The organism is Streptosporangium fragile, assembly GCF_039534445.1.
GTDB classification, from domain to species: domain Bacteria; phylum Actinomycetota; class Actinomycetes; order Streptosporangiales; family Streptosporangiaceae; genus Streptosporangium; species Streptosporangium fragile.
Genome location: NZ_BAAAVI010000008.1, coordinates 98,756 through 121,793 on the forward strand (window position 1 = coordinate 98,756; position 23,038 = coordinate 121,793).

A 23,038-nucleotide genomic window follows, 5' to 3' on the forward strand; every position below is an offset into this window, starting at 1 on the left:
CGTTCGGCATCGACGGGCGGCTGATTTCCGGGGCGAGTCCCGAGAGTGATGCCTGACGGTCATCGGGGCCGGGCGCGCGTGATCAGGGTTGGCCGGTGTCCAGGCCGTCGTCGTTCACTTGATCTTCTTGACGGGCATGATGGCGGCGGCGGCCGCGAGCGCGGCCAGCAGCGAGAGCACCCAGACCACGCCGTAGCCGCCGGTCAGGGCCACGAGCTGGCCGGCGACGACGGGGCCGATCGCCTGGCCGAAGCTGAAGCTCATGCTGCCCAGGCCGAGATCACGGCCCGCGGCCTGCTTGTCGGGCAGCACGTCGATCAGCAGGGCCCGGTCCACCGCCAGGTAGCAACCGGCGGCCAGGCCGGCGAGGACGTTCTGGATGAACAGGGCCGCCAGCGTCGGCCACAGCAGCGGCACCAGCATGGAGACGGCGAACAGCGCCGAGGCGTGGAAGACGAAGGGCTTGCGGCGCCCGATGCGGTCGGACAGCCTGCCGGTGACGAGCATCGCGATGAGGGTGCCCGGCAGGACGGCCAGGGACATGAGCGGGATGAGCCGGGTGGCCTCGGCGGCGCTGAGGGCGGGCTGGATGTAGCTCTGCATCATGTAGAGGCTGAAGGCGTTGGAGGCGCCGTAACTGAACATCATCGTCACCGACGCGACCCAGACCCAGCGGAAGTCGGCCGAGCGCAGCGGGATGACGTACGACTTCAGCAGGGCGATCCAGTTGGCCGCGGGGACCTGCAGGTCGGTGGAAGAGCGGTCGCGGGCGACCAGCACGAACAGCAGGCCGGTGACGGCCAGGGCCAGGGCGAAGGGGTAATAGCTGTCCAGGCCCATGGCGCCGAACAGGGTGCCGGCGGCGACCGAGCCGAGCAGCGCGCCGAACAGGGTGCCGATGCCGGACAGGGCGGAGACGGTACCGAGTTTGTTATGGGGGATCCGGTCGGGCACGGTGGTGCCCAGAGCCCCTTGGGCCGCGTTGATCGCGAGCTGGGCGAGGGCCCAGGTGGCGATCAGCAGGCCGATGCCGGCCGAGTACCGGGCCCCGATCACCAGGGCGGCGCCGAGGACAGCCCCACCGGCGATCCACGGGGCGCGCCGGCCCCAGCGCGAGCGGGTGCGGTCCGACAGCAGCCCGGCGACGGACTGGACGAACATGGTGGCGACGGAGCCGACGGCGGTGACGATCGACAGGCTGCTCGCCCGGGCGGCCTCGTAGGAGGCGAGCAGGCCGAGCTGGTGCTGCTGCTGCGCGGTGGCGGTGGCGGTGCCCGCCTCGATCTGTGCCTTGAGGTTGGTCAGGTGCTGCAGGTTCGCGGTGGCGTCCGGCCCGGTGAACCAGTTGGCGAACTCGATGTCCTGCACCTGCAAGGGCAGGATGACGGCGCCGACGCCGCCGTAGACCGCCGTGATGCCCGCCATCGCCAGGATGTAGACGAGCAGGTAGCGGCGGAAGGGCGGCCCGCCGAGGTAGGTCATCGAGGTGCCCGGCACCGAGGGTTCGGCGAGGTGGGGCTGGACGGGTTGCGCGGTGGTCATGGCAGTGGCTCCTCACGAGAGCGCGGTGGGGGGTGCGGAAGGTGGGGGAGCATCGGCGTCCTCACCTCCCGGGTGGATCGGTCGAGGCGGCCTCAGGTCTTCTGTGTCCACGTCCGCTGATGGCGGCCCGCGGTCAGCGGTCTCCCGCAGGCCAGGCGGCGAAGGTACGGCAATCGCTCATCAACGGCTCGTCGCCGCGCTGCGGAACGTGCAGGCGCCCCCGGTCACCGTGCGGCGGGTGCCATCGGGCAGGACGACGTCTGCTTCGATGCCCTCCGGAACGACGATCTCGACGTCGAAACCCGCGTCCTGACGGCGCCAGCCGCACTCGACGCGGCCGTGCGGCGTGTCCAGGGCGCCGCGGGCCCAGTCGAGACCCGGGCCGGGGGTGGGCCGCAGCAGGACTCGGGCGTAGCCGGGCTCGGCGGGCCGGATGCCGGCGACCGTTTTGTAGAGCCAGTCGACGACCGCGCCGAGCGCGTAGTGGTTGAAGCTGGTCATCTCGCCCGGGTTGACGGTGCCGTCGGGCAGCAGGGAATCCCAGCGTTCCCACACCGTGGTGGCGTCCATGGTGACGGCGTACAGCCAGGACGGGCACTGCTCCTGGAGCAGGAGCCGGTAGGCGTCGTCGATGTGCCCGGTCTCCGCCAGTGCCCAGGTGACGTAGGGCGTTCCGGCGAAGCCGGTGGCGACCCGGTAGCCGCCCTCCTCCACCAGGGCCGCGAGCCGGTCTCCGGCGGCCTGGCGCAGCTCACCGTCGAGCAGCCCGAAGCGGATGGCCAGCGCGTATACCGTCTGCGCGTCGGAGTGGACGGTGCCGTCGTCGTGCACGTAGTGCTTGAGAAAGGCCTCGCGGGTGCGGTCGGCCAGGTCTCGCCAGCGGCGGGCGTCGTGGGATTTACCCAGGATGTGGGCTGCGTCGGCGGCGAAGGAGGCGCTGCGATACAGGCAGGCCGTCGCGACGACTCCGGAGTCCGCCTTCGCCTGGTGGGGCCGGTCGGGCGGCGCGGCCGGGTCGAGCCAGTCGCCGAACTGGAAACCCTGGTCCCACAGGCCCGACGGGGAGAGCCTGGCTTCCGCCCCCTCCAGGTGCCGGACCATGGCGGGGTAGTACGCGGCCAGCCGGTCCCGGTCGCCGTAGGCCCACCACAGGCTTTCCGGCACCCAGACGGCGGCATCCCCCCAGATCGCGGTCGGCCCGAGCATGGGTTCGGTCTTCGCGCGGACCTCGGCGGGCGCGAACTTCAGCACGTTGGGCACCACGAACGGGACGTAGCCGGAGTGCCCGGTCTCCACCGCGAGGTCGAGCAGCCAGCCGTGCAGGACGTCGGCGCAGTCGAACTGGTAGCAGGCGGCCGGCGCGTAGACGGCGATGTCGCCGGTCCAGCCGAGGCGCTCGTCGCGTTGCGGGCAGTCGGTGGGCAGGTCGAGGAAGTTGCCCTTCTGCCCCCAGACGGAGTTCTCCACCAGCCGGTTGACCAGCGGGTTGGAGCACTCGAACGTGCCGGTGCGGCGCATGTCGGAATGCACGACGACGGCCTCCAGGTCGGCTGCGGCCAGGTCGCCGGGAAAACCGGAGACCTCGGCGTAGCGGAAGCCGTGGAAGGTCAGCGTGGGCTCGAAGACGTCCGCGCCGCCGGACAGCACGAACGTGTCGGTGGCGCGGGCACCGCGCAGCGGTCGCGTGGCCGGCTCCCCATGCTCGAGAACTTCGGCGTGCCGGACGGTGATCTCGGTCCCGGCCGGGCCACTGGCCCGCAGCCGGATCCAGCCGACGAGGTTCTGCCCGAAGTCGACCAGGGTCTTCCCGCTCGGCGATGACCAGATGCGTACCGGTTGCAGCCTCTCGTGCCGGGTGATGGCCGGCTTCGTCTGCGCCACCAGCGTCGAACGGTCGAAATCGATGACGCGGACGGGCAACTGCTCGCCGACCGGCGGGCGGGCATCGATCCGTACCCCGTCGTACAGGCTGTTCTCGACGACCTGCGAGCGTCGCGCGCTCCACTGCGGTCCGGTCACCAGCACCTGGGTGGCACCGTCCCGGTAGGTCACCACCAGCTCTCCGACGAAGCCGATCGAAGGGCCGTAGTCCAGGTTCAGGCCGAGGAAGCCGAGGCCGCCGCGCCACCAGCCGTTGCCGAGCAGCACCTCGACATCGACGGTGTCGGCCATGAGGCGGGTGACGTCGTATTCCTGCACCTGCAGCCGCCACTCGTAGGCGCTCCAGCCGGGGGCGAGGACGGCGTCGCTCACGACGCGCCCGCCGACGCGTGCCTCGTACGCGCCGTGGGCCGTCGCCCGGAAGACGGCCCGCACGACCTGAGAGGTCGGCTGGGCGAGCACCAGCCGGGTACCGAGCACGAGGGCCGTGCCGCGTCCCGCATCGGCGTTGATCATGAAGGCGTGGTCGAGCACGCTGGTGTTTCCTTTCGTTGCGCGCGGCGCGCTACGCCGCGTCGAGTACCGCTTTGAGCGCGGAGACGATCTGCGGGACGTTGCTTGCGGCCTGCATGCGGTTGGTGAGGTAGCCGAAGCCGACGCGGTAGCCGGGATCGGCGAATCCGGCCTGGCCGCCCGCCCCGTCGTGGCCGAACGACGCGTCGGAGAGCCACCCAAGGGCCTCGGACGACAACTGCACGCCGGCGCCCCAACGGTGGAACGGCCCGGGGCTGCCCGCGTCCATGAGGCCGGGCCCGCTGCTGCGCTCACGGGTGAGCAGGGCGGCGCCGTGCTCGGACAGCACACGCCGCCCACGCGTGGGGGTCACCGCCGAGGACCAGGTCCGCGCGAGCGCGGACGCCGTCCCCAGGCCGCCGCCACTCACCAGGCCGGCCTTCTGCACCCGCGGATCGTTGAAGCCGCCGTCCTCCGTGATGAACCCCATCGGAAAGGCGCCGCCGGTCGTGAGGAACCGCCTGCCGGCCTCGTCGGTCAGCATCTCCGCCAGCATGCGGCTCTGCGCCTCGTACGCCGGCGAGGGGGAGAGACGCGCGACCCGGGCGATCTCGGCGTCCGTCGCCCGCAACGTCACATCGACCGGAGGGCCCGAGATCAACTCCTGGAACAGCTCGGGGAGCTCCCGCCCGGTCGCCCGCACCACCACCTCACGAACCAGCGGGCCCCAGGTGATCGCGTGGTACATGTGGGTTTCGCCGGGCGTCCACCGAGGCTTCTGCGCGGCCAGCAGGGCCGCGAACCAGTGGCTGTCCAGCACCTCGTCCAGCTCGAGATCCACGTCAGGCGCGATCAGGCCGGCGCGGTGCGCCAGCAGATCCCCGACCGTGAGCGTGTCCTTGCCGTGCGCGCCGAACTCCGGCCAGTACCGCGCCACCGGCGCTTCCAGGTCGATCCTGCCCCGCTCCGCCAGGCAGGCGACGACCAGGGCCGCCAGCCCCTTCGTCGACGAGAACAACACGGCCATCGTCCGCTCGTCCCACGCCCGGCCGCTGCGGGCGTCGGCGGTGCCGCGCCACACGTTGACCACCTCGACGCCGTCATGCCACACCGACAGCGCCGCACCACCCGCCTCCGGCTCGGTCACCGTCTCGGCGAAGGCCGCCGCCACCGGCTCGAACCGCGCGTCGAAGGTACCCCTGACCTCACTCACTGGATGCCTTCCTGGCGCAGGCGGGCGGCCATGCGGTCGAGGGTGGCGTGCGCGATGTCGAGACCGACGAGGTTGAGGTGGCCGTGCAGTACTCCGGGCGAGGTGACCTGCTCGACCTCCACGCCGGCGGCGCGGAGCTGATCGGCGAAGAGTTCACCGCTGCCGCGCAGGCTGTCGAACTCGTCGTTGTCGATGTAGGTGGGCGGGAAGCCGCGCAGGTCCCCGGCGTGGCCCGGGAACGCGTACGGCGAGGCCGTCTCGACCGCGGCGCCGCCCAGGTAGATGGCGAACACCTGCTCCATGAGATGGTCGGGGAAGCTCAGCCCGGCGGGCAGCTTGGCCAGGGCGGCGGCCAGCTCGGCCGAGGGCTCGGGCAGCGGAGCGTGCACCAGCGGGTAGAGCAGCAGCGCCTGCCAGGGTGTCTCGCCTTCGTCACGCAGCCGCAGCGCCGCTCCGGCGGCCAGGTTCCCGCCGGCGCTGGCTCCTCCGAGCGCGACGCGGGCCGCGTCGACGCCGAGCTCCGCGGCGTGCTCCCGCACCCAGCGGTAGGCCGTCACGACGTCGTCCACGGGGGCGGGGAAGTGCACCTCCTCGTTGCACAGGCGGTACTCGACGGAGACGACGACCGCGTCCGCCCGGCCGGCGACGCCCCGGCCGGTCTCGTGGGCCTCCGGCATGTCCAGGTCGCCGCCGACCCAGGCGCCGCCGTGCAGCCACACCAGGGCCGGCCGATCGTCCACGCTGCCCATCGGGCGGTAGATCCGCAGCCGGAGCGGGCCTCCGGGCCCCTCGATCTCGCGATCCTCGATCTTCAGGTCCCACGTCTCGGGCGGGCCGAAGGGCACGCCCAGCGTCTCGAACGCCTCCATGCCGAGCTCCTTCGCGGCGAAGTGCTGGAGCCGGACGGCGAGATCCGGGTGGAACTCGTGGTTGTGGACGGTGCTCATGGCGATCCCTTCCGGACGTGCTTCAGCGAGCCTGCGCGGCGGCGGCGAGTGCGGTGATGGCTTCCGCGGTGAGCCCGAGGACGGGCCCGGTGAACTTGGCGAGCGGGATCTGGGCGACGGCGGACAGCACCAGGGGGTCGACGTCGTCGAGCTTGACGGCGCCGGGGTGCGCGGTGAGCCGTTCCCTGAGCAGCTTGCCGCCGACCGGATGGTCGAGCCATTCACCGAGCGAGGACGCGCCGGTCAGCTCGTCGGCGATGCCGTCGCCCGGCGTGGACAGCTCGCCCCGCAGCCGGATGTCACGGGAGGAAGCGCCCACCTCGACGGTGAACGTACCGGGGTCGATGCGCCAGCCGCCCCGCTTGGTGGAGTACCAGGCCAGGTCGCGGCCGGTGAGCCGGAACTCCGCCCGCGCCGAGGCGCCGGGCTCCAGCGCCAGTTTGGCGAAGCCGCGCAGCTCGTGCCGGGGCCGGGTGGGGTGCGGCTCGTCGAAGGCGACGTAGAGTTGGACGACCTCCTCGCCGTGGCGGGAGCCGGTGTTGGTGACGGTGGCGCGGATCGTCCAGGCGTTCTCGCCGGTCTGCTCCACCTGCAGGTCGCCGTAGGAGAAGGTCGTGTAGCTTAGCCCGTGACCGAACGGGTAGGCCACCGGCACATCGAGCGTGTCGTAGTACCGGTAGCCGACGTAGCGGCCCTCGCCGTGCACCGTGTGGCCGTCCTGTCCGGGGAAGTGCAGGTACGAGGGCACGTCCTGGAGCCGGAGCGGGATCGACTCGGTCAGCTTGCCCGACGGGCTGTGGGCGCCGAACAGCAGGTCGGCCAGTGCGGCACCGCCGGCCTGGCCGCCGAGCCAGCCTTCCAGCACGGCCTGCGCGTCGTCCTGCCATTCGCTGACCGAGACCACCGCGCCGTTGGCCAGCACGACCGCGACCTTGCGGCAGGCGGCGGCCACCGAGCGCAGCAGCTCCACCTGGCAGCGGGGCAGGTCGATGTCGGTGCGGTCCTGTCCCTCGGTCTCCGACTCCTCCGGAAGACCCAGGAAGAGCAGCACGACGTCCGCCTCGGCGGCGTGGGCCACGGCCTCCTCCGCCAGCCGGGCATCCGGCGGGCCGGTCAGGGCGAAGCCGGGGGAGAAGGTCAGCTCCAGCTCCGGGCCGGCCGCCCGCCGCAGCGCGTCCCAGGCGTTGTCCAGCCGGGTGGGCGTCACGCGGGAGCTGCCGTGGCCCTGGTAGCGCGGGGTACGGGCGAACTCGCCGACGACCGCGACCTTGAGCCGCGCCGCCGGGTCGATGGGCAGCAGGCCGTCGTCGTTCTTCAGCAGGATCGCGCCCGCGCGGGCCGCCTCGCGGGCCAGCTCGTGGTGGGCGTCGACGTCCCAGTCGTCGAAGCGCCGCGCGCGGTCCACGCGTTCCTGCAGCCGGAGTACGCGCGCGGCGGCGGCGGTGACGGCCGCCCGGTCCAGGCGGCCTTCCTCGACCGCCGCCGTCACCTGGCGGTCGGTGCCGTCCGGCGGCATCTGCAGATCGAGACCGGCCGCGAGCGCGGCGACCCGGTCGTTGACCGCGCCCCAGTCGGACATCACCAGGCCGTCGAAGCCCCACTCCTGCCGCAGCACCTGCGTCAGCAGCCACCGGTTCTCGCTCGCGTACACGCCGTTGATCCGGTTGTAGGCGGCCATCACCGTGTACGGCCGGGTCTCGCGCACGATGTGCTCGAAGGCGGGCAGGTACAGCTCGCGCAGCGTGCGTTCGTCGACGTCCGCGCTGACGCGCATCCGGTCGGTCTCCTGGTTGTTCACGGCGAAGTGCTTGACGCAGGCGCCGATGCCCAGGGATTGGACGCCGTCCACCAGGGCGGCCCCCATGACGGCGCTGACGTGCGGATCCTCGGAGAAGTACTCGAAGTTGCGTCCGCACAGCGGGCTGCGCTTGATGTTGATCCCGGGACCCAGGACCACGTCCACACCGAGGGCCGAGGCCTCCCGGGCCACGGCGGCGCCGATGCGGCGGACCAGCTCGGGATCCCAGGTCGATCCGGACGTGACGGCGGGCGGGAAGCAGGTGGCGGGCACGCTGGCGGACAGCAGCGACCCGTCCTGCGGGCGCCGCAGCCCGTGCGGGCCGTCCGACAGGCGCAGCGCCCGGACGACGTCGCGGACCGCCTTGGTGGTCCAGGCCGTGCCGCCCGAGGTGAGGGAGGCCTGTTCGGCGAGGCTGAGGTTCGCGAGCTGGTCAGACGTCATGTCGATTCCCTTCGGTGAGGTGCCGGCCGTCACGCCCACTCCGCCGCCTGCGATTCGATGGCGGTGTGCCGCTCGTGGTCACCCAGCAGGTCGCGGTCCATCCCGTTGACGAGCAGGCAGAACGACAGGCCGGTCGCCGGGTCCGCCCAGGCGGACTGCCCGCCCGCCCCGCCGTGGCCGAACGCGCGAGGCGATACCCGGCCGCCGAACGGCCGGAGCGGCACCTCGATGCCGAGCGAGGGGATCTTCAGCGCCGCGCCGTCGTCGGGTCCGGCGATGATCAGGCCGATGCTCCGGTTGGCGCCGGCTCCCATGCGGATGGGGTCGGGGAAGGTGTTGCGGATCTCGCCCGTGGCCGTCGCCAGCACGTCCGGCCGCCACAGCCCCGCGGTGTTGCGCAGCAGTTCCTGGTAGAACAGGGCCACACTGGCCGCGTCGGAGAACGCGTTGGCGCCCGGCACGCCCACCGCCACCAGCTCCGGGTCGTTGGCGACGGCCAGCGTCCCCGCCGAGTCGGCGTCCAGGGCGGTCTCATCGACCGGTTGGCCGAACAGCGCCTCCAGCACCTCCACCGAGCGGGTCCCGGTCGCGGTGACCCGCTTGAGGTCCTTCTGCCGGTCCACCGGCACGCCCAGCTCCAGCCGGTCCAGGCCCAGCGGGTCGAGCACCCGGGCGCGCAGCGCCTGCCGGTAGTCCCGGCCGGTCACCCGGTGGGCCACCTCCGTCAGCACCCAGTGGGCCGAGGTGGCGTGGTATTCGTAGCGACTCCCGGGCGGCCATTCCAGCCGCCACCCTTCCATCTCGGCGGCCCGCTCCTCGCGGGCGGCGATGGCGTCGCGGGAGATGGCGGCGGTCGGGAAGCCGCAGGTGTGCAGCAGCACCTGTTCGAGGGTGACCACGTCCTTGCCGTGCGCGCCGAACCCGGGCCACACCTCGGCCACCCGGGTCTCCAGGCCGATCAGGCCCTCACCGAGCAGCTGCCACACCAGCGAGGCCACGATCGGCTTGGTGGCCGAGAACAGGCAGAACCGGTCGCCGTCACGGGCGTCACCGAACGACTCGAACGCCACGATCTCGCCGTGCCGGGCGACGGCGAACTGCACGGCCGGCCAGACGCCGTCATCGACCGCCTTCCGGATGTGGTCGCGCATCACCGTCAGAGGCCGGCTGGTCAAGCTCATCGGCTCACGTCTCCTCAATGGTTGCCGGGGGCGGCGGCCCGCACTGACAGGGCACGGCCGAGGGCTGCGCTTCACCGCTGTGCACCTGGAGGACTTGTACGCGCACGAGTCGCCAGTGCGAGTCGTCGACAACGCCAGGTCGACGCACCGCCGGGCCACGTACGGCGAACTCGGCGCGCAGTGGTGCCGCCGGACGACTGACCGGCGTGCACGGCCAGGTGACGCGTCGTGGGCGGCAGTGAAGACCTGCGCCGTCCAGCGGTGATACATGAAGGCCTCTCGTGACGAAGGAAGCATCAGACCGGGCGATCGGCACAGACGGCCGTACAGGTATACACATCATTACTTATACGTCTCAGTGCCTCTGGGGGAGCAACTTAACCGCTGGTGAGTCAGAGGACAAGAGGTTGTTGAAACGTTTTTAGGTACATTCCGGAAACGACCGCGATACATGCGGTCCGCGGGCATGACGTCCACCGGTGCTTGGGCGGGCAGTCTTCCAGCCGGACTCACCCGCCGACCACCCGTTCCCGGGAGGAGACCGGGCCCCGCGTTCAGTACGCCACAGAGCATGTCACCCGAGGCGACGGCAAAGGCCTCCCCGATCCTCACCGAGCCCGTACGCGTCAAGCCTCCCCGCCCGCCAACTCCCCGGCCACCCGGACGGCCGTCTCGCGCAGCCAGGCGTGGGCGGCGTCGTGGGTGTGCACCGGATGCCACCACATGTCCTCCCGCAGCGTCACCGCCTCGAACGGGCAGGGCAGCGCGCGCACCGGGGCCACGTCGCGCAGCAGGTCGGCCAGCCGCCGCTGGATCAGTGCCACCCGCCGGGTGCCGGCCACGAGGCTGGGCAGGAGCTGGAAGCTCTGCACGGACACCTCCACGTGCGGGTCCAGGCCGAGCATGGTGAGCTGGCGGGTGACGGGCGCGTCGAAGGGCCGCTGGTAGATCACCCAGGGCAGGCGGGCCAGGTCGTCCATGGTGATGCGCTCGCCCACCTCGGGATGGTCGTCGGCGACGATGCAGACCCACTCGTCGCGGTACAGCTCCACCGACGGCAGGTCGCTGATGACGCCGTGCGGCATGAGCATGCCGTCCACGCCGCTGAGCGCCGCATCGGCGTTCTCCACGATCTCGGGTGTCACGTGCCGGAAGTGCAGCCGGACGCCGGGCGCCTCCCCGTGCAGGACGCGGGCCAGCCGGACGCCGAAGACCGCGATGCCGTAGTCGGAGGAGAGCAGGGTGAACTCGTGCCGCTCGGTGGCCGGCTGGAAGTCGGCGCGGCTGGCGAACAGCCGCTCCAGCATCGCGGAGGCGTTGGCGGCCGGCGCGCGCAGGGCGGTGCCCAGCGGGGTCAGCTCGTAGCGGTTGCCCTGCCGCACCAGCAGCTCGTCGGAGAAGTGGTGGCGCAGCCGGGCCAGGGCGGCGCTCATCGCGGGCTGGCTCAGCCCGACGCGCAGGCCCGCCTTGGTGACGTTGCGCTCCTCCAGGAGGGCGCGCAGGGCGACGAGGAGGTTGAGGTCCAGGCTGGCGAGGTTCATGAAGCATCCATCCGGTGGATGGTAGCGATCCAGAGAATCGATTTCCCAGATCGCTTCGGATGGTTCAAGGTTAAGGGCACCGCACTCGGAGGAAACCTCGTGGAAACATCCCCGTCTCTCGCCGGTACGTTCGCGCTCGGCACCTTCTCATCCGGAACCGGCCCCGCCTTCCCCGGCCTGATCGTCGGCGACCAGGTCCTCGACCTCAGCCTTCACGCGTCCACCGTGCGCGGGCTGCTGGAGCGCTGGGACGACGTCCTGCCGCTGCTGCACGAGGCCGCGACGGCGGCGGCGGGGGAGTGGCGGCCGCTGGCGGAGCTGCGCGTGCACGCGCCCGTCGAGCCCCGGCAGATCTTCCAGTCCGGCGCCAACTACCGCACCCACGTCATCGACCTGGCCGTGGCGCACGAGCCCGCGGGCGGCCGGCCGGCCGAGCAGGTGCGGGCCGAGGTCGCGGCGATGATGGACCGGCGCGCGGCCGAGGACCAGCCGTACGTGTTCATCGGCCTGCCGTCCTCTGTCACCGGCCCGTACGACGACGTGGTCATCCCGTCGTGGTGCACGAAGCCGGACTGGGAGCTGGAACTGGCCGCGGTGATCGGCCGCCCGGCCTTCCGCGTCGGCCCCGAGGAGGCGCTCGGCCACGTCGCCGCGTACACCATCGCCAACGACGTCACCGCCCGCGAGCTGGTGTTCCGGCGTGACATGCCGGAGATCGGCGCCGACTGGCTCCGGGCCAAGAACGCGCCCACCTTCACCCCGCTCGGGCCGTACCTGGTCCCGGCGGCGTTCATCACCGACCCCGGCGATCTGCAGGTGACACTGCGGCTCAACGGCGAGGTCATGCAGGACGAGTCCACCAAGGACATGATCTTCGACGTCGCCCGGCTGGTCTCCTACGTCTCGCAGACCGTCGAGCTGCTTCCCGGCGACCTGGTGCTGACCGGCAGCCCGGCGGGCAACGGCCTGCACTGGGGACGGCTGCTGCGGGACGGCGACGTCATGGAGGGCACGATCACCGGCCTGGGCACGCAGCGGAACAGGTGCGTCGATGAACGTTGAGCAGGCCGTCGCCGAGGCCGCGGCGAAGTACTCCAACTGGGGCCGCTGGGGCGAGGACGACGTGCTGGGCACCGTCAACTTCATCGACGCCGCCAAGCGCCGGACGGCCGCCGCGCTGGTGCGGCGGGGTGAGACGTTCTCGCTGTCGCAGCGCTTCGACGCCGACGGCCCGCAGAAGGGCTGGCGGCGCCGCACCAACCCCGTCCACACCATGCTCGACACCGGCCTCGACGCCGTCCACGGCGACCAGGGCTTCCCGCACGGGATCGGCGGCGCCGACGACGTGATCGCCATGCCGCTGCAGTGCTCCACCCAGTGGGACGGCCTGGGCCACATCTTCGACCACGGCCGGGCGTGGAACGGCCGCCCCGCCGACAAGGTCGTCACCAGCGAGGGCGACCAGGTAACCGGCATCGAGCACCTCGCCGCCCCGGTGGCCGGGCGCGGCGTGCTGCTGGACGTCGGCAGGGTGATCGGCGACGGCGAGCTGCCGGACGGCTTCGCCATCACCGAGGAGCACCTGACGGCCACCGCCGAGGCGCACGGCGTCACGGTCGGCCGCGGCGACCTGCTGTGCGTGCGCACCGGCAGGCTCACCCGGGCCCGGCGCGAGGGCTGGGGCGACTACGCGGGCGGCCCCGCGCCCGGCCTGTCGTTCTGGACGGCCGGCTGGCTGCACCGCACCGAGATCGCCGCCATCGCCACCGACACGTGGGGCTTCGAAGTGCGTCCCAACGAGTTCGAGGACGCCTTCCAGCCACTCCATCAGGTCGTCATCCCACACCTCGGTCTGCTCATCGGCGAGATGTGGGACCTGGACGCCCTGGCCGCCGACTGCGCCGCCGACGGCGTGTACGAGTTCTTGCTCATCGCCGCGCCGCTGCCCGTCACCGGCGCGGTCGGATCCCCCGTCAACCCCCTCGCGATCAAATAGACCACCAAGTGAGGCCCGCATGCCGGCAGTAGAAAACGTCCTGATCGTCGGCGGCGGCACCGCCGGCTCGGCCCTGGCGATCCTGCTCGCCCGCGCCGGCGTCGCCGTGGACGTCGCGGAAATCGAGGCAGGCCCGGCCACGCTCGGCTCCGGCATCACGCTGCAGGGCAACGCGCTGCGGGTGCTGCGCGACCTCGGCGTGTGGAAGCAGGTGAGCGCGGCCGGGTTCGCGTTCGACTCGCTCGGGCTGCGCACGCCCGGCGGCGGCCTGCTCGCCGAGCTTCCCGACGCCCGCACCGGCGGCCCCGACCTGCCCGCCACACTCGGCATGAACCGCCCCGAGCTGACGGCCATCCTCATCAAGGCCGTCCGCGAGAACGGCGCCCGCCTGCGCTTCGACCTCACCGTGGACGCGCTCACGGACGCCGGCGAGGTGACCTTCTCCGACGGCACCACGGGCGCGTACGACCTGGTCGTCGGGGCGGACGGCATCCGCTCCAAGGTCCGCGGCCTGATCGGCGTCGACGTCGCCCCCGAGCCGACCGGCATGGGCATCTGGCGCCTGCACACCCGCCGTCCCAAGCAGGTGGAGCGCACCGACCTCGTCTACGGCGGCCCCTGCTTCATCGCCGGCTACTGCCCGACCGGCCCCGACACCATGTACGCCTACCTCGTCGAGCACGCCCGTCCCCGCGAGGCCGTCGGCGACAAGGTCGCGCACATGCGGGCCCTGGCCGAGGGCTACGGCGGGGTCTGGGACGAGATCCGCGAGGACATCACCGACCCGGCCCGCATCAACTACACCTGGTTCGAGTCGCTGCTGGTGGACCGGCCGTGGAACCGCGGCCGGACGGTGCTGATCGGTGACGCCGCGCACGCCTGCCCGCCCACCCTCGCCCAGGGCGCCGCCCAGTGCCTGGAGGACGCCGCCGTCCTGGCCGAGCTGCTGCTCGCCGCCGACCGGCTCGACCAGGGCCTGTTCGACGCGTTCATGGACCGCCGGTACGAGCGGGTCAAGGCCGTGGTCGAGGCGTCGGTGCAGCTGGCCCGCTGGCAGCTCGACGGGGTACGTGACGCGGACGTGCCCGGACTGATGGGGCGAATCGCCGGCATGGTGACGGAGCGCCCGTGATCACCGTCGACGTGCACGCGCACGTGCTGCTGCCCGCGATCGACCAGGCGGTGGCCGGGCACCCCGGCCACGCCGAGCACCGGGAGCTGGACGCCCGCCGCAACGGCCCGGACGCGCTCGCCGTGTCGGGCGCGATGATCGGCGAGCGGATCGGCCTGCTCACGCGGATCGCCGACCGCCTGGCGGCGATGGACGAGGCGGGCGTGGACGTGCAGATCGTCAGCCCATCGCCGTCCCACTACCACTACTGGGCCGACCCCGCCCTCGCGCTCGAGGTGTGCCGCCTGGCCGCCGAAGGCGTCGCCGAACATGTCGCGCGGGCCCCCGACCGGCTGCACGGGCTCGGCCTGGTCCCGCTCCAGCACCCCTCGCTGATGACCGGCGCTCTCGACGACGCGCTCGCCCTCGGCCTGAAGGGCGTGGAGATCTCCTCCCACGCCCCCGGCCGCGAGCTGTCCGACCCCGCTTACGAGCCGTTCTGGGCGCATGCCGCCGAGACGGGCGCGGTGGTGTTCCTGCACCCGTTCGGCTGCACGCTGGACGAGCGCCTGGACCGCCGGTACCTGTCCAACATCGTCGGCCAGCCGGTGGAGAACGCGGTCGCGCTGTCGCACCTGATCTTCGCCGGCGTGCTCGACCGGCATCCGGGGCTCCGGCTGCTGGCCGCGCACGGCGGCGGCTACCTGCCGTACTACCTGGGCCGGTCCGATCACGGCTGGCGGGTCAGACCCGACGCCCGCACCTGCGCCCGCGAGCCGAGCAGCTACCTGCGCGACCTGTACTTCGACTCCCTGACCCACGATCCGGCCGCGCTGCGCGAGCTGGTCCGGGTGGCCGGGCCGGAGCGCGTACTGCTCGGCTCCGACTTCCCCTTCGACATGGGCGAACCCGACCCCGTCGCCGCCCTGCGCGCGGCCGGGCTCGCGGACACCCCCATCCGCGGCGGCAACGCCGTACGGCTCTTCGACCTGAAGGACTGACCGATGAGACTCATCACCCACCTGCGGCACGTCGACCTGGCCGTGCCCGACTACGACAGGCAGCGCGACTTCTACTCCGGCGTCTGGGGCCTGACCGAGGTCGCCAACGACTCCGGCATCAGCTTCCTGGCCGCCGAAGGCTCACCCGAGCAGTACATCATCCGGCTGCGCAAGGCCGGGGAGAAGCGGCTCGACCTGGTCTCCTTCGGCGCCGCCACCCAGGAGGACGTGGACGCCCTGGCCGAGCGGCTGCGCGCCGCCGAGGTCCGGCTGATCTCCGAGCCCGGCAAGCTCGACACCCCGGGCGGCGGGTACGGCTTCCGCTTCTTCGACCTCGACGGCCGCACCGTCGAGGTCTCCGCCGACGTCGCCGTCCGCAAGCACCGCAGGCTGGAGGCCAAGGAGTCCGTCCCGGTGCGCCTGTCGCACGTGGTGCTCAACGCCCCCGACATCGACGCCACCCGCACCTGGTACGAGACCCACCTGGGCTTCGCGCTGTCGGACACCCTGGCCCACCCGCACATGGGCAAGGTCATGCACTTCATGCGCTGCAACCCCCAGCACCACAGCATGGCCATCGCCCGCGGCCCGCACGCCTCGCTGCACCACATCAGCTTCGAGCTGCGCGGCCTGGACGAGTACATGTACGGCACCGGCCGGCTGCTGCGCGCGGGCGTGCGCATGATCTGGGGACCGGGTCGCCACCTGGCCGGGGACAACACCTTCTCCTACTTCATGGACCCGCACGGCAACACCGTCGAGTACACCACCGAGCTGGAGGAACTGGACGAGGACGCCTGGCACCCGCACGTCTACGACTTCTCCCAGCCGGAGGTCACCGACCAGTGGGGCACCGCCAACCCGATGAACGAACTGGTCGCCAAGGAGTCGTTCAACGACGTCGACCGCGGCGTGTTCGTCGCCCCGCCGGTGTGATCATGCGGCTCGCCACCTTCATCCACCAGGGCAGGCGTGGCAGCGGCGTCGTCGATGGGGACGCCGTTCTGCCCTTCCCGCCCGGGACCGAACTGCTCGACGTGATCCGCGCCGGCGAGCTCCCGTCCGCGGGGGCGGCCGTCCCGCTGGCCGAGGTACGCCTGCTGCCCCCCGTCGAGCCGCCCTCGGTCCGCGACTACGTCACCTTCGAGGAGCACGTCGAGGGCGTGCGCAAGAGCGTGGACGGCCGCAGCGGCGTCCCCGACGCCTGGTACGACGCGCCCACCTTCTACTTCGGCAACCCGCACGCGATGGTCGGCGCGCACGACGACGTGCCGATCCCGCCCGGCTGCCACGCCTTCGACTTCGAGCTGGAGGTCGCCGCCGTCATCGGCAAGGAGGGCGCCGACCTCACCCCCGGGCAGGCCCGTGCCCACATCTACGGCTACACCATCTTCAACGACTGGTCCGCCCGCGACCTGCAGTCCCGGGAGATGCAGGTCGGCCTCGGCCCGTGCAAGGGCAAGGACACGGCCACCACCCTCGGCCCCTGGCTGGTCACCGCCGACGAGCTCGAACCGTACCGGGACGCCGACGGTTTCCTGCGCCTGGCGCTCACCGTCACGGTCAACGGCAAGGAGGTCGGCCGCGACCTGCTGTCCAACATGGGCTGGCCGTTCGAGGAGCTGGTCGCCTACGCCTCGCGTGGCACCCGGGTCCGTCCCGGTGACGTGCTCGGCTCCGGCACCTGCGGCAACGGCGGCTGCCTCGCCGAACTCTGGGGTCTGCGCGGCAGGCAGGACCCGCCCCCGCTGAAACCCGGCGACGTGGTCGAGATCACCGTCGAAGGCATCGGCTCCACCCGGAACACCGTCGTCGCGGGCGCGCAGCCGGTGCCGCTGCCCAAGGCCCGCCCCAGGTCCCGGCATCGTCCTTAGGAGACACACGGACCGCGTGCGCGGCAAGATCGTCGTGGTCACCGGCGCGGCGGGCGGCCAGGGCGCGGCAGCGGCCGCTGCCCTGGCCCGTGAAGGCGCCCACGCCATCGCCACCGACCTCACCGAACCCGCCCGCGACGGCGGCATCACCGGTCACCGCCTCGACGTCACCGACGCCGCCTCGTGGGCCGGCCTCGCCGCCCGGCCGCGCGAGACGTCGTCGCGGCGAACGGCTTGCCGGCGCGGTGGCTGCCGGACCCGCCACCCGGCATGGCGACGCAGTCCCAGCAGGATGCGCAGCTCCCGCTCACCGTGGATGCCGATGCCTGGCGGTCATCGGGGCCGGGTGCGCGTGATCAGGGCTGGTCGGTGCCCAGGCAGGTTCCGTTGGTCGTGGCCACCCGTCCCAGATAGCGCAGGCTCGGCTTCGGGGCGCGTTCGAAGGTTTCGCGGTCCACGGCGACCAGGCCGAACGTCATGGCGTGGCCCGCGTGCCATTCCCAGTTGTCCAGCAGCGTCCAGTGCAGGTAGCCCAGCACGTCGGTGCCGTCGGCGATGGCGTCGCGCAGGCTGGTGAGCGCCTCACGGATGTAGGTGACGCGGAGTTCGTCGTCGGCGGTGGCGATGCCGTTCTCGGTGACCAGGACGGGCACGCCGGTGAAGCCGGCCGCCAGGCGGACGGCCGCTCCCAGGGCCTGCGGGTAGTACTCCCAGCCGGTCTGGAAGGTGCGCTCGGTGCGGGCGGCCCTGAGGGGACCGTTCGGGCCGAAGACGATCCGGGTGTACGTTTGCACGCCGACGAAGTCGTCGTCTTTGGACAGCTCCAGGAACGGCTCCTGCAGCACGCGCAGCATCCCGGCGGTTTTCTGCTCGCCGCCCTCGCCTGCCTGGAAGTCCTGGATGGTGAGGGACCAGCCCACGCGGGCCCTCGGCTGGAGCTCCTTGACGGCGGTGCGGGCGCGGCGGTGCGCCTCGCAGAGGTTCGCGATGCCGTCCGGGGTGACGACCGGCAGGGCGACGGTGGCGGTGCCGGGCTCGCCGCCGACGCGGCGGGCGAACGCCTCGGCCGGGTCTTCCCGCACGTCTCCGACGGCCTCCTGCGGTCCGCCGTAGGCGAGGATGCCACTCGCGGCCAGCAGCGCGCCCACGTTGGGCTCGTTGAGGGTGACCCACCAGGTGACTTCGCCGGCGAAGTGGGCGACGACCCGGCGGCAGTAGCGTTCGAACAGCTCGGGCGCCTCGGGCTGGTTCCAGGCTCCGTCGCGGGCGAACCAGGCGGGCACGGTGAAGTGGTTGAGGGTGACGACCGGAGTGAGGCCGCGTTCGTGGCACGCGGCGGCCATGCGCAGGTAGTGGTCCAGCTCGGCGCGGGAGAAGCAGCCTTTCTCGGGCTCGACGCGCGACCATTCCACGCTGAAGCGGTAGGCGGTGAGCCCCGCGTCGGCCAGCAGGTCGATGTCCTCGTGATAACGGTGGTAGCTGTCGCAGGCGTCGCCGGACGGTTCGGCGAAGGTGCCGTTCGGTACGTGTTCCATCGCCCAGATGTCGCTGCCGGTGTTGTTGCCTTCGACCTGGTGTCCCGAGGTCGCGGCTCCCCACAGGAAGGAGTCGGGGAAGGCGGGCATGCGGTTCTCCATTCACTTGACCTTCTTGGCCGGGACGATCGCCACGGTCGCCACCAGCGCGACCAGGACCGCCATCACCCAGACCATGCTGTAACCGCCGGTCAGGCCGACGACCTGGCCGGCGAGGACGGGACCGATGGCCCCGCCGAGGCTGAAGCCCATGCCGCCCAGGCCGAGGTCACGCCCGGCGGCGCCGTGCCGGTCGGGCAGCACGTCGATCAGCAGGGCCCGGTCCACCGCCAGGTGGCAGCCGATAACCGGTCCAGGCCCAGCGGGTCGAGGACCCGGGCGCGCAGCGCCTGCCGGTAGTCCTGGCCGGTCACCCGGTGGGCCACCTCCGTCAGCACCCAGTGGGCCGAGGCGGCGTGGTATTCGCAGCGACTTCCGGGCGGCCATTCCAGCCGCCACCCCGCCATCTCGGCGGCCCGCTTGCCGCGGGAGGCGATGGCGGCGCCTCACCGCTGTGCGGCGGAGAACGACTGACGAAGCAGGCTTCAGATCAGACGTCGGGACGGATGCCGCACCAGAGATCACGGAACGTTACTTATACGTCTCAGTTGCCATGGAAGAGCAACCTAGCCGCTGGTGGGCCGGAGGGCAAGAGGTTGTTGAAACGTTTTTAAGCACATTGCGGAAACAGCCTCGATACATGCGTCCCGCGGGCATGACGCTCCGCCGATCTGATTCCGGCGGTCGCGCCGGCCGCGGCCGGCATGGCGGGGCCCGGTGCCGGCCTACCGGGCGCCAGGCGTGGAGTTCGTCATGCCGTGGAGGCGCAGCAGCGGATCATCGACGGTCGGGGCGCCCTCGCCGCGGGTGCCGTCGTGCCCGAACGAGGCTGGGCTGAGCCGGGTCAGCGCCTCGGAGGCGAGCCGCACGTCGGCGCCCCACCGGTGGAACGGGCCGTCGGCCTCCGTGCCGGCAGCGCCGGAGCCCTCGCTGCGCGGCGCGGTGGGCCGGCACGTCCGTGACGGGGATGCGGTCCTCGCCGTGAGCGGCGAACTTCGGCCGGACGGAGGCGACGGGGACGTCCAGGTCCAGCAGCAGCTCGCCGTCTCCTCGCCGTCTCCTCGTCGTCTCCTCGCCGTCGCGCCGCACCGAGAGCGCGGCGCCTCCGGCGACGGGATCCGCGATGTTCGCCGCGAACGCCCCGACGACCGGTGCCATGTCCTTCGTGAACCGGTCCCCGGCGAAGTCGAGGCGGTGCTCGGCGGACCGCGTCATCCCGGCTCTCCCTGAGCGTCGGAACCGCGGCGCGGCGAGGCCCGGCTCCGTCCCGGCCCCGCCGCGCGGATGACGGATCAGCCGGTGACCGAGTTGAGCGCGGCCAGGTAACCGAGCCGGTAGCCGTTGGCGTTGGGGTGGAGCGGAGTGGGGTTGAGAACGGGGTGGATCCACGACTGGCTGGAGCAGACGGCGTGCCCGGCGAAGAACGACTGGGCGTCGACGAACTGGAAGCCGGACTTCGCCGCGCTCTGAGCGAGACTCTGGTTGAGCGCTTGGCCGAACCGGTTGAGCTGCTTGCGCTGGTACTGGTTGGGGACGACCCAGGCGCTGCAGCCGGCGGTCTCCTCGAACAGGAGCGGGTAGCCGAGCACGTAGACCGTCGCGTTCGGGGCCGCCCGGCGGATCGCGGCATAGGTCGTGTCGACCTTGGCCGCGATGGCGGGCAGACCGGCCACGGCCTCGTTGACCGCGTTGGTGCAGGCCGTGTCGCCGGACTGCATGCAGGCCAACACCTGGCCTCCCCAGCCGGCGTCGTTCCCGCCGATGGTGATGGTGACCACGTCGGTCTCCGCGTTCAGCCCCGAGATCTGCTCGGCCAGCACGTCATCGGTCACCGCGCCGCCACAGGTGACGTCGGTGAACGCGGTGATGCCGTGGGCCTGGGCCCACAGCGTGGGGTACCCCTGCGGGCTGCGGCCGCAGTCGAGGCCGGCGCCCGGCGCGCCGAGACCGGAGGAGAAGGAGTCCCCCATCGCCACGTACTGGGTGGTCGAGTCGTAGGCGGGGGCCGCGGCGTGGGCGGGCGCGGCGAGCAGGCCGATGGCGGCCGGCAGGGGAAGTGCGGTGGTGAGTAAGCGGACGAATCTCCGCATGGTGCCTCCAAGGGGGGGACGAGGGCGTGCGCGTTCGCGTCATGCGACCGCGACGACGGAGGTTGACGCGGAGTAAAACTAGACCGACCTTTACTTGAGGTCAAGGTCCGGTTCGCCGTCCACCGCTGATCCTCGGTGGTGGTCCTCGATCCGCCACTCGTCATGCCAGTCGAGGACCGGCATGTCGCCCTCGAACCGGATCGGCGGCCGGCGCCGGGGGAAGTGGGGGAGTAGTACCCCGTCACGTCGGTGTGGTCCTCGGTGAGGTCCGCGCAGACGAGCTCACTGTGGACCCGCTCGAAGTAGGAGTAGCCCTTGCCGTCGCCGGGCGCGACGACGAGGTCGAAGTCGCCGGCGCTCATCCCGGGCGGGCGCCAGCCCGGTTGACGTTCCGTGAATTCGCTATGCCTTTATCCTGGGTAAAGCTCCGTTCTTCGTAGACTTGCACGGTGTCCGCACGCACACACACCAGTCTCAGCGGCCGCCGCTTCGAGGAGGACGACCTCCTCGACGCGGCGCGAGCCGTCTTCCATGTCGAGGGATACGCCGCCGCGCAGATCGCGGACATCGCCAAGCGAGCCGGAACGACCAAGCCGACCCTCTACGCCCGGCTCGGCAACAAGGAGCAGATCTACCTGCACGTCGTACGACGCGAGGCAGAGGTCTTCCGGGGATGGGTCGCCGATGCCTACGAGAGAGGCAGCCGCCTGCCCCTCGCGGAACTGGCCGAGGTCGGCATGGAGCCGCTCTTCCGCTTCGCGGCCGAGCGCACCGAAGGCTTCAACCTGCTTTTCCGGGGCGAGAAGACCGGCGACCGGCCGGCGGCCCTGAGGCAGGAGGTCGTCAACAGCGTGATCGAGCAGCTCACCAGCCTCATCAAGCGCCGCCAGGAGGCGTTCGGGCCCGACCTCGGATCCGTCGCCGACGCCCTCGCCGCCGCGTGCGTCGGCGTCGCCCTCCAGGTCTGCGAGCACACCATCGACCGCGGCGGCGACCTGAACGCCGCCCAACACCTCGCGGCCCGTTTCGTCGAGAACGCCTTCCACAACCTCGACCTCGAGACCCTGACGCCGTGACGGGTCTGTACGGTCAATAATGGTGGATCTTGAAGTTGGAGTGACACCTGCTGGCAGGTGTGACCGTGTCGGCTGAGACCGTGGACGTATCCGGGCGCGGGGGGATGAGTTTCCTCCCGTTGCATGGACATTCCGGGTGAGGTCACTCGGCGGGTGTCCGAGGGCCGGTAGAGGCTCTCGAACGTGACGGTTCGTGGGGTGTGATCGGCAGCGAGCGCACGTACTGCCGGCTGAGGGAGATGCCGATCGGGCAGGTGCCGGTGTCCAGTTCTTCTGCCTCGTGCTGCCCCTGAGGAGCACTGTTCACCCAGCTCTCCCGCGCGCCGTGGCTGGCCGCGATGCCGCAGATCTTCGAAGGCATCGGCGGCCAGCTCCAGACGCTCGGCGTCCCGGAACGAGCGTGGTTCGTCTCCGCGTCCGCGCTCGTGAACTACATCCTCGGCGTCGCCGGGCAGAACGCCGCGAACGTCCGCATGCACCCGCAGGGGACTGATCGGGTAGCCTTCCTGGACGCGGCCGCCGCGCAGTGGGCGCGGCTCGATCCTGTGCGGTATCCGTTCGTGCACCGGACGGCGGCGCAGCTGCCCGAACACGACGACCGGGAGCAGTTTCTCGCCGGCATCGACCTCGTCCTGGCCGGCATCGAAGCCGCCTTGCCGGGCCGGTACCCACACTGCGACTGCCGGGAGTCGGGCGAGCCGTTCGTGAGCGAGGCCGATCCGGCGCCCACCGCGCGTAGCGAGCCGGCTGGGACATCCAGCCGTGCCTGCGCTCCCGGTGGGGCAGCGCCTTCACCCTGTGGCCTCGGCACGTCGTCCGCACCGGACACGGCAGCCGCGCAGGAGCGGACAAGAACCGGGAACGTCTCATAACGCGGTGACGGACGTGATCGCGGCGTGGTGCGGGGTCGTGGGTGCTGGTGGCCGGCCCGATGTATCCGGGGCGCTGCCGAGTCGGCCGAGGTGAAGGCGGGCCGGTCGGCGTGGGAGGAGCACAAGTTCGCCGGCACCACTGCGGACGTCGACGCTGCCTGCGCGAAAGCCGAACCGCCCGCTTCCTGAACCCTCACCGTCTGTCATGAAGCGGTCAGGCCTCGAGCCCACCGCTGCCACATCACCGCGTGTCTCCTCGACGACTTCTTCCTCGGCCGTGTACCTACCGCCGATGAGCGTTGAGGCGACGCGCACGAACCAAGG

General features: G+C 71.7%; 21 protein-coding genes. 9 read left to right on the forward strand and 12 right to left on the reverse strand.

Annotation, left to right across the window (positions count from 1 at the left end; all coding sequences use genetic code 11):
* Positions 1–114 precede the first annotated feature (114 nt).
* From ABD841_RS07685 to ABD841_RS07715, 7 genes are all read right to left on the reverse strand, one after another.
* A complete protein-coding gene (locus ABD841_RS07685; protein WP_344969256.1) occupies positions 115–1,542 on the reverse strand; it encodes an MFS transporter in 1,428 nt (475 codons plus the stop codon).
* A 180-nt stretch (positions 1,543–1,722) separates the two neighbouring features.
* Positions 1,723–3,957: a family 78 glycoside hydrolase catalytic domain gene (locus tag ABD841_RS07690; protein ID WP_344969258.1), complete on the reverse strand. Its 2,235-nt coding sequence runs from the start codon at positions 3,955–3,957 to the stop codon at positions 1,723–1,725.
* A gap of 31 nt (positions 3,958–3,988) precedes the next feature.
* Entirely contained in the window at positions 3,989–5,149 is a 1,161-nt protein-coding gene (locus ABD841_RS07695; RefSeq protein ID WP_344969259.1) for a serine hydrolase domain-containing protein, read from the reverse strand.
* Positions 5,146–6,096: an alpha/beta hydrolase fold domain-containing protein gene (locus ABD841_RS07700; RefSeq protein ID WP_344969261.1), complete on the reverse strand. Its 951-nt coding sequence runs from the start codon at positions 6,094–6,096 to the stop codon at positions 5,146–5,148. Before ABD841_RS07700 ends, ABD841_RS07695 begins: the two co-directional genes overlap by 4 nt.
* A gap of 22 nt (positions 6,097–6,118) precedes the next feature.
* Positions 6,119–8,338 (reverse strand): glycoside hydrolase family 3 C-terminal domain-containing protein, encoded by a 2,220-nt coding sequence (locus ABD841_RS07705; protein ID WP_344969263.1) that lies wholly within the window; start codon positions 8,336–8,338, stop codon positions 6,119–6,121.
* Positions 8,339–8,367: 29 nt separating this feature from the next.
* A complete protein-coding gene (locus tag ABD841_RS07710; protein WP_344969265.1) occupies positions 8,368–9,519 on the reverse strand; it encodes a serine hydrolase domain-containing protein in 1,152 nt (383 codons plus the stop codon).
* A gap of 626 nt (positions 9,520–10,145) precedes the next feature.
* Positions 10,146–11,060: a LysR family transcriptional regulator gene (locus ABD841_RS07715; RefSeq protein WP_344969266.1), complete on the reverse strand. Its 915-nt coding sequence runs from the start codon at positions 11,058–11,060 to the stop codon at positions 10,146–10,148.
* Positions 11,061–11,159: 99 nt separating this feature from the next.
* On the opposite strand from ABD841_RS07715, the gene ABD841_RS07720 reads away from it, so the two are divergent.
* Genes ABD841_RS07720 through ABD841_RS07745 form a run of 6 tightly spaced genes read left to right on the forward strand, consistent with a single transcriptional unit; the run spans position 11,160 to position 17,042 of the window.
* Positions 11,160–12,122: a fumarylacetoacetate hydrolase family protein gene (locus tag ABD841_RS07720; RefSeq protein ID WP_344969268.1), complete on the forward strand. Its 963-nt coding sequence runs from the start codon at positions 11,160–11,162 to the stop codon at positions 12,120–12,122.
* Positions 12,112–13,056, forward strand: a complete 945-nt coding sequence (locus tag ABD841_RS07725; RefSeq protein ID WP_344969270.1) for a cyclase family protein — start codon at positions 12,112–12,114, stop codon at positions 13,054–13,056. Before ABD841_RS07720 ends, ABD841_RS07725 begins: the two co-directional genes overlap by 11 nt.
* 19 nt (positions 13,057–13,075) lie before the next feature.
* Entirely contained in the window at positions 13,076–14,188 is a 1,113-nt protein-coding gene (locus ABD841_RS07730; RefSeq protein ID WP_344969272.1) for an FAD-dependent monooxygenase, read from the forward strand.
* The gene (locus ABD841_RS07735; RefSeq protein ID WP_344969274.1) at positions 14,185–15,168 is read left to right on the forward strand and encodes an amidohydrolase family protein; all 984 of its coding nucleotides are present in this window, start codon (positions 14,185–14,187) and stop codon (positions 15,166–15,168) included. Before ABD841_RS07730 ends, ABD841_RS07735 begins: the two co-directional genes overlap by 4 nt.
* 3 nt (positions 15,169–15,171) lie before the next feature.
* Positions 15,172–16,104 (forward strand): VOC family protein, encoded by a 933-nt coding sequence (locus ABD841_RS07740; protein WP_344969276.1) that lies wholly within the window; start codon positions 15,172–15,174, stop codon positions 16,102–16,104.
* 2 nt (positions 16,105–16,106) lie between these two features.
* Complete coding sequence (locus ABD841_RS07745; protein ID WP_344969278.1) at positions 16,107–17,042, forward strand: fumarylacetoacetate hydrolase family protein; 936 nt, start codon at positions 16,107–16,109, stop codon at positions 17,040–17,042.
* A 356-nt stretch (positions 17,043–17,398) separates the two neighbouring features.
* Here ABD841_RS07745 and ABD841_RS07750 read toward each other — a convergent pair whose 3' ends face one another.
* The 4 genes from ABD841_RS07750 to ABD841_RS07765 form a co-directional block, all read right to left on the reverse strand.
* Positions 17,399–18,679 (reverse strand): glycoside hydrolase family 1 protein, encoded by a 1,281-nt coding sequence (locus ABD841_RS07750; RefSeq protein WP_344969280.1) that lies wholly within the window; start codon positions 18,677–18,679, stop codon positions 17,399–17,401.
* Positions 18,680–18,904, reverse strand: a complete 225-nt coding sequence (locus ABD841_RS07755; protein ID WP_344969282.1) for a hypothetical protein — start codon at positions 18,902–18,904, stop codon at positions 18,680–18,682.
* Positions 18,886–19,083 (reverse strand): serine hydrolase domain-containing protein, encoded by a 198-nt coding sequence (locus ABD841_RS07760; protein WP_344969284.1) that lies wholly within the window; start codon positions 19,081–19,083, stop codon positions 18,886–18,888. The genes ABD841_RS07755 and ABD841_RS07760 overlap by 19 nt, the downstream gene beginning before the upstream one ends.
* A 318-nt stretch (positions 19,084–19,401) precedes the next feature.
* Positions 19,402–19,545, reverse strand: a complete 144-nt coding sequence (locus ABD841_RS07765; protein ID WP_344969286.1) for a hypothetical protein — start codon at positions 19,543–19,545, stop codon at positions 19,402–19,404.
* 112 nt (positions 19,546–19,657) lie between these two features.
* On the opposite strand from ABD841_RS07765, the gene ABD841_RS07770 reads away from it, so the two are divergent.
* Positions 19,658–19,906, forward strand: a complete 249-nt coding sequence (locus ABD841_RS07770; protein ID WP_344969288.1) for a hypothetical protein — start codon at positions 19,658–19,660, stop codon at positions 19,904–19,906.
* Positions 19,907–19,968: 62 nt separating this feature from the next.
* Here ABD841_RS07770 and ABD841_RS07775 read toward each other — a convergent pair whose 3' ends face one another.
* Positions 19,969–20,766, reverse strand: a complete 798-nt coding sequence (locus ABD841_RS07775) for an SGNH/GDSL hydrolase family protein (protein ID WP_344969290.1) — start codon at positions 20,764–20,766, stop codon at positions 19,969–19,971.
* 449 nt (positions 20,767–21,215) lie between these two features.
* On the opposite strand from ABD841_RS07775, the gene ABD841_RS07780 reads away from it, so the two are divergent.
* Both ABD841_RS07780 and ABD841_RS07785 read left to right on the forward strand, forming a co-directional pair.
* A complete protein-coding gene (locus tag ABD841_RS07780) occupies positions 21,216–21,842 on the forward strand; it encodes a TetR/AcrR family transcriptional regulator (RefSeq protein ID WP_344969292.1) in 627 nt (208 codons plus the stop codon).
* Positions 21,843–22,180: 338 nt separating this feature from the next.
* Entirely contained in the window at positions 22,181–22,714 is a 534-nt protein-coding gene (locus tag ABD841_RS07785; protein WP_344969294.1) for a TetR/AcrR family transcriptional regulator C-terminal domain-containing protein, read from the forward strand.
* Positions 22,715–23,038: the final 324 nt, after the last annotated feature.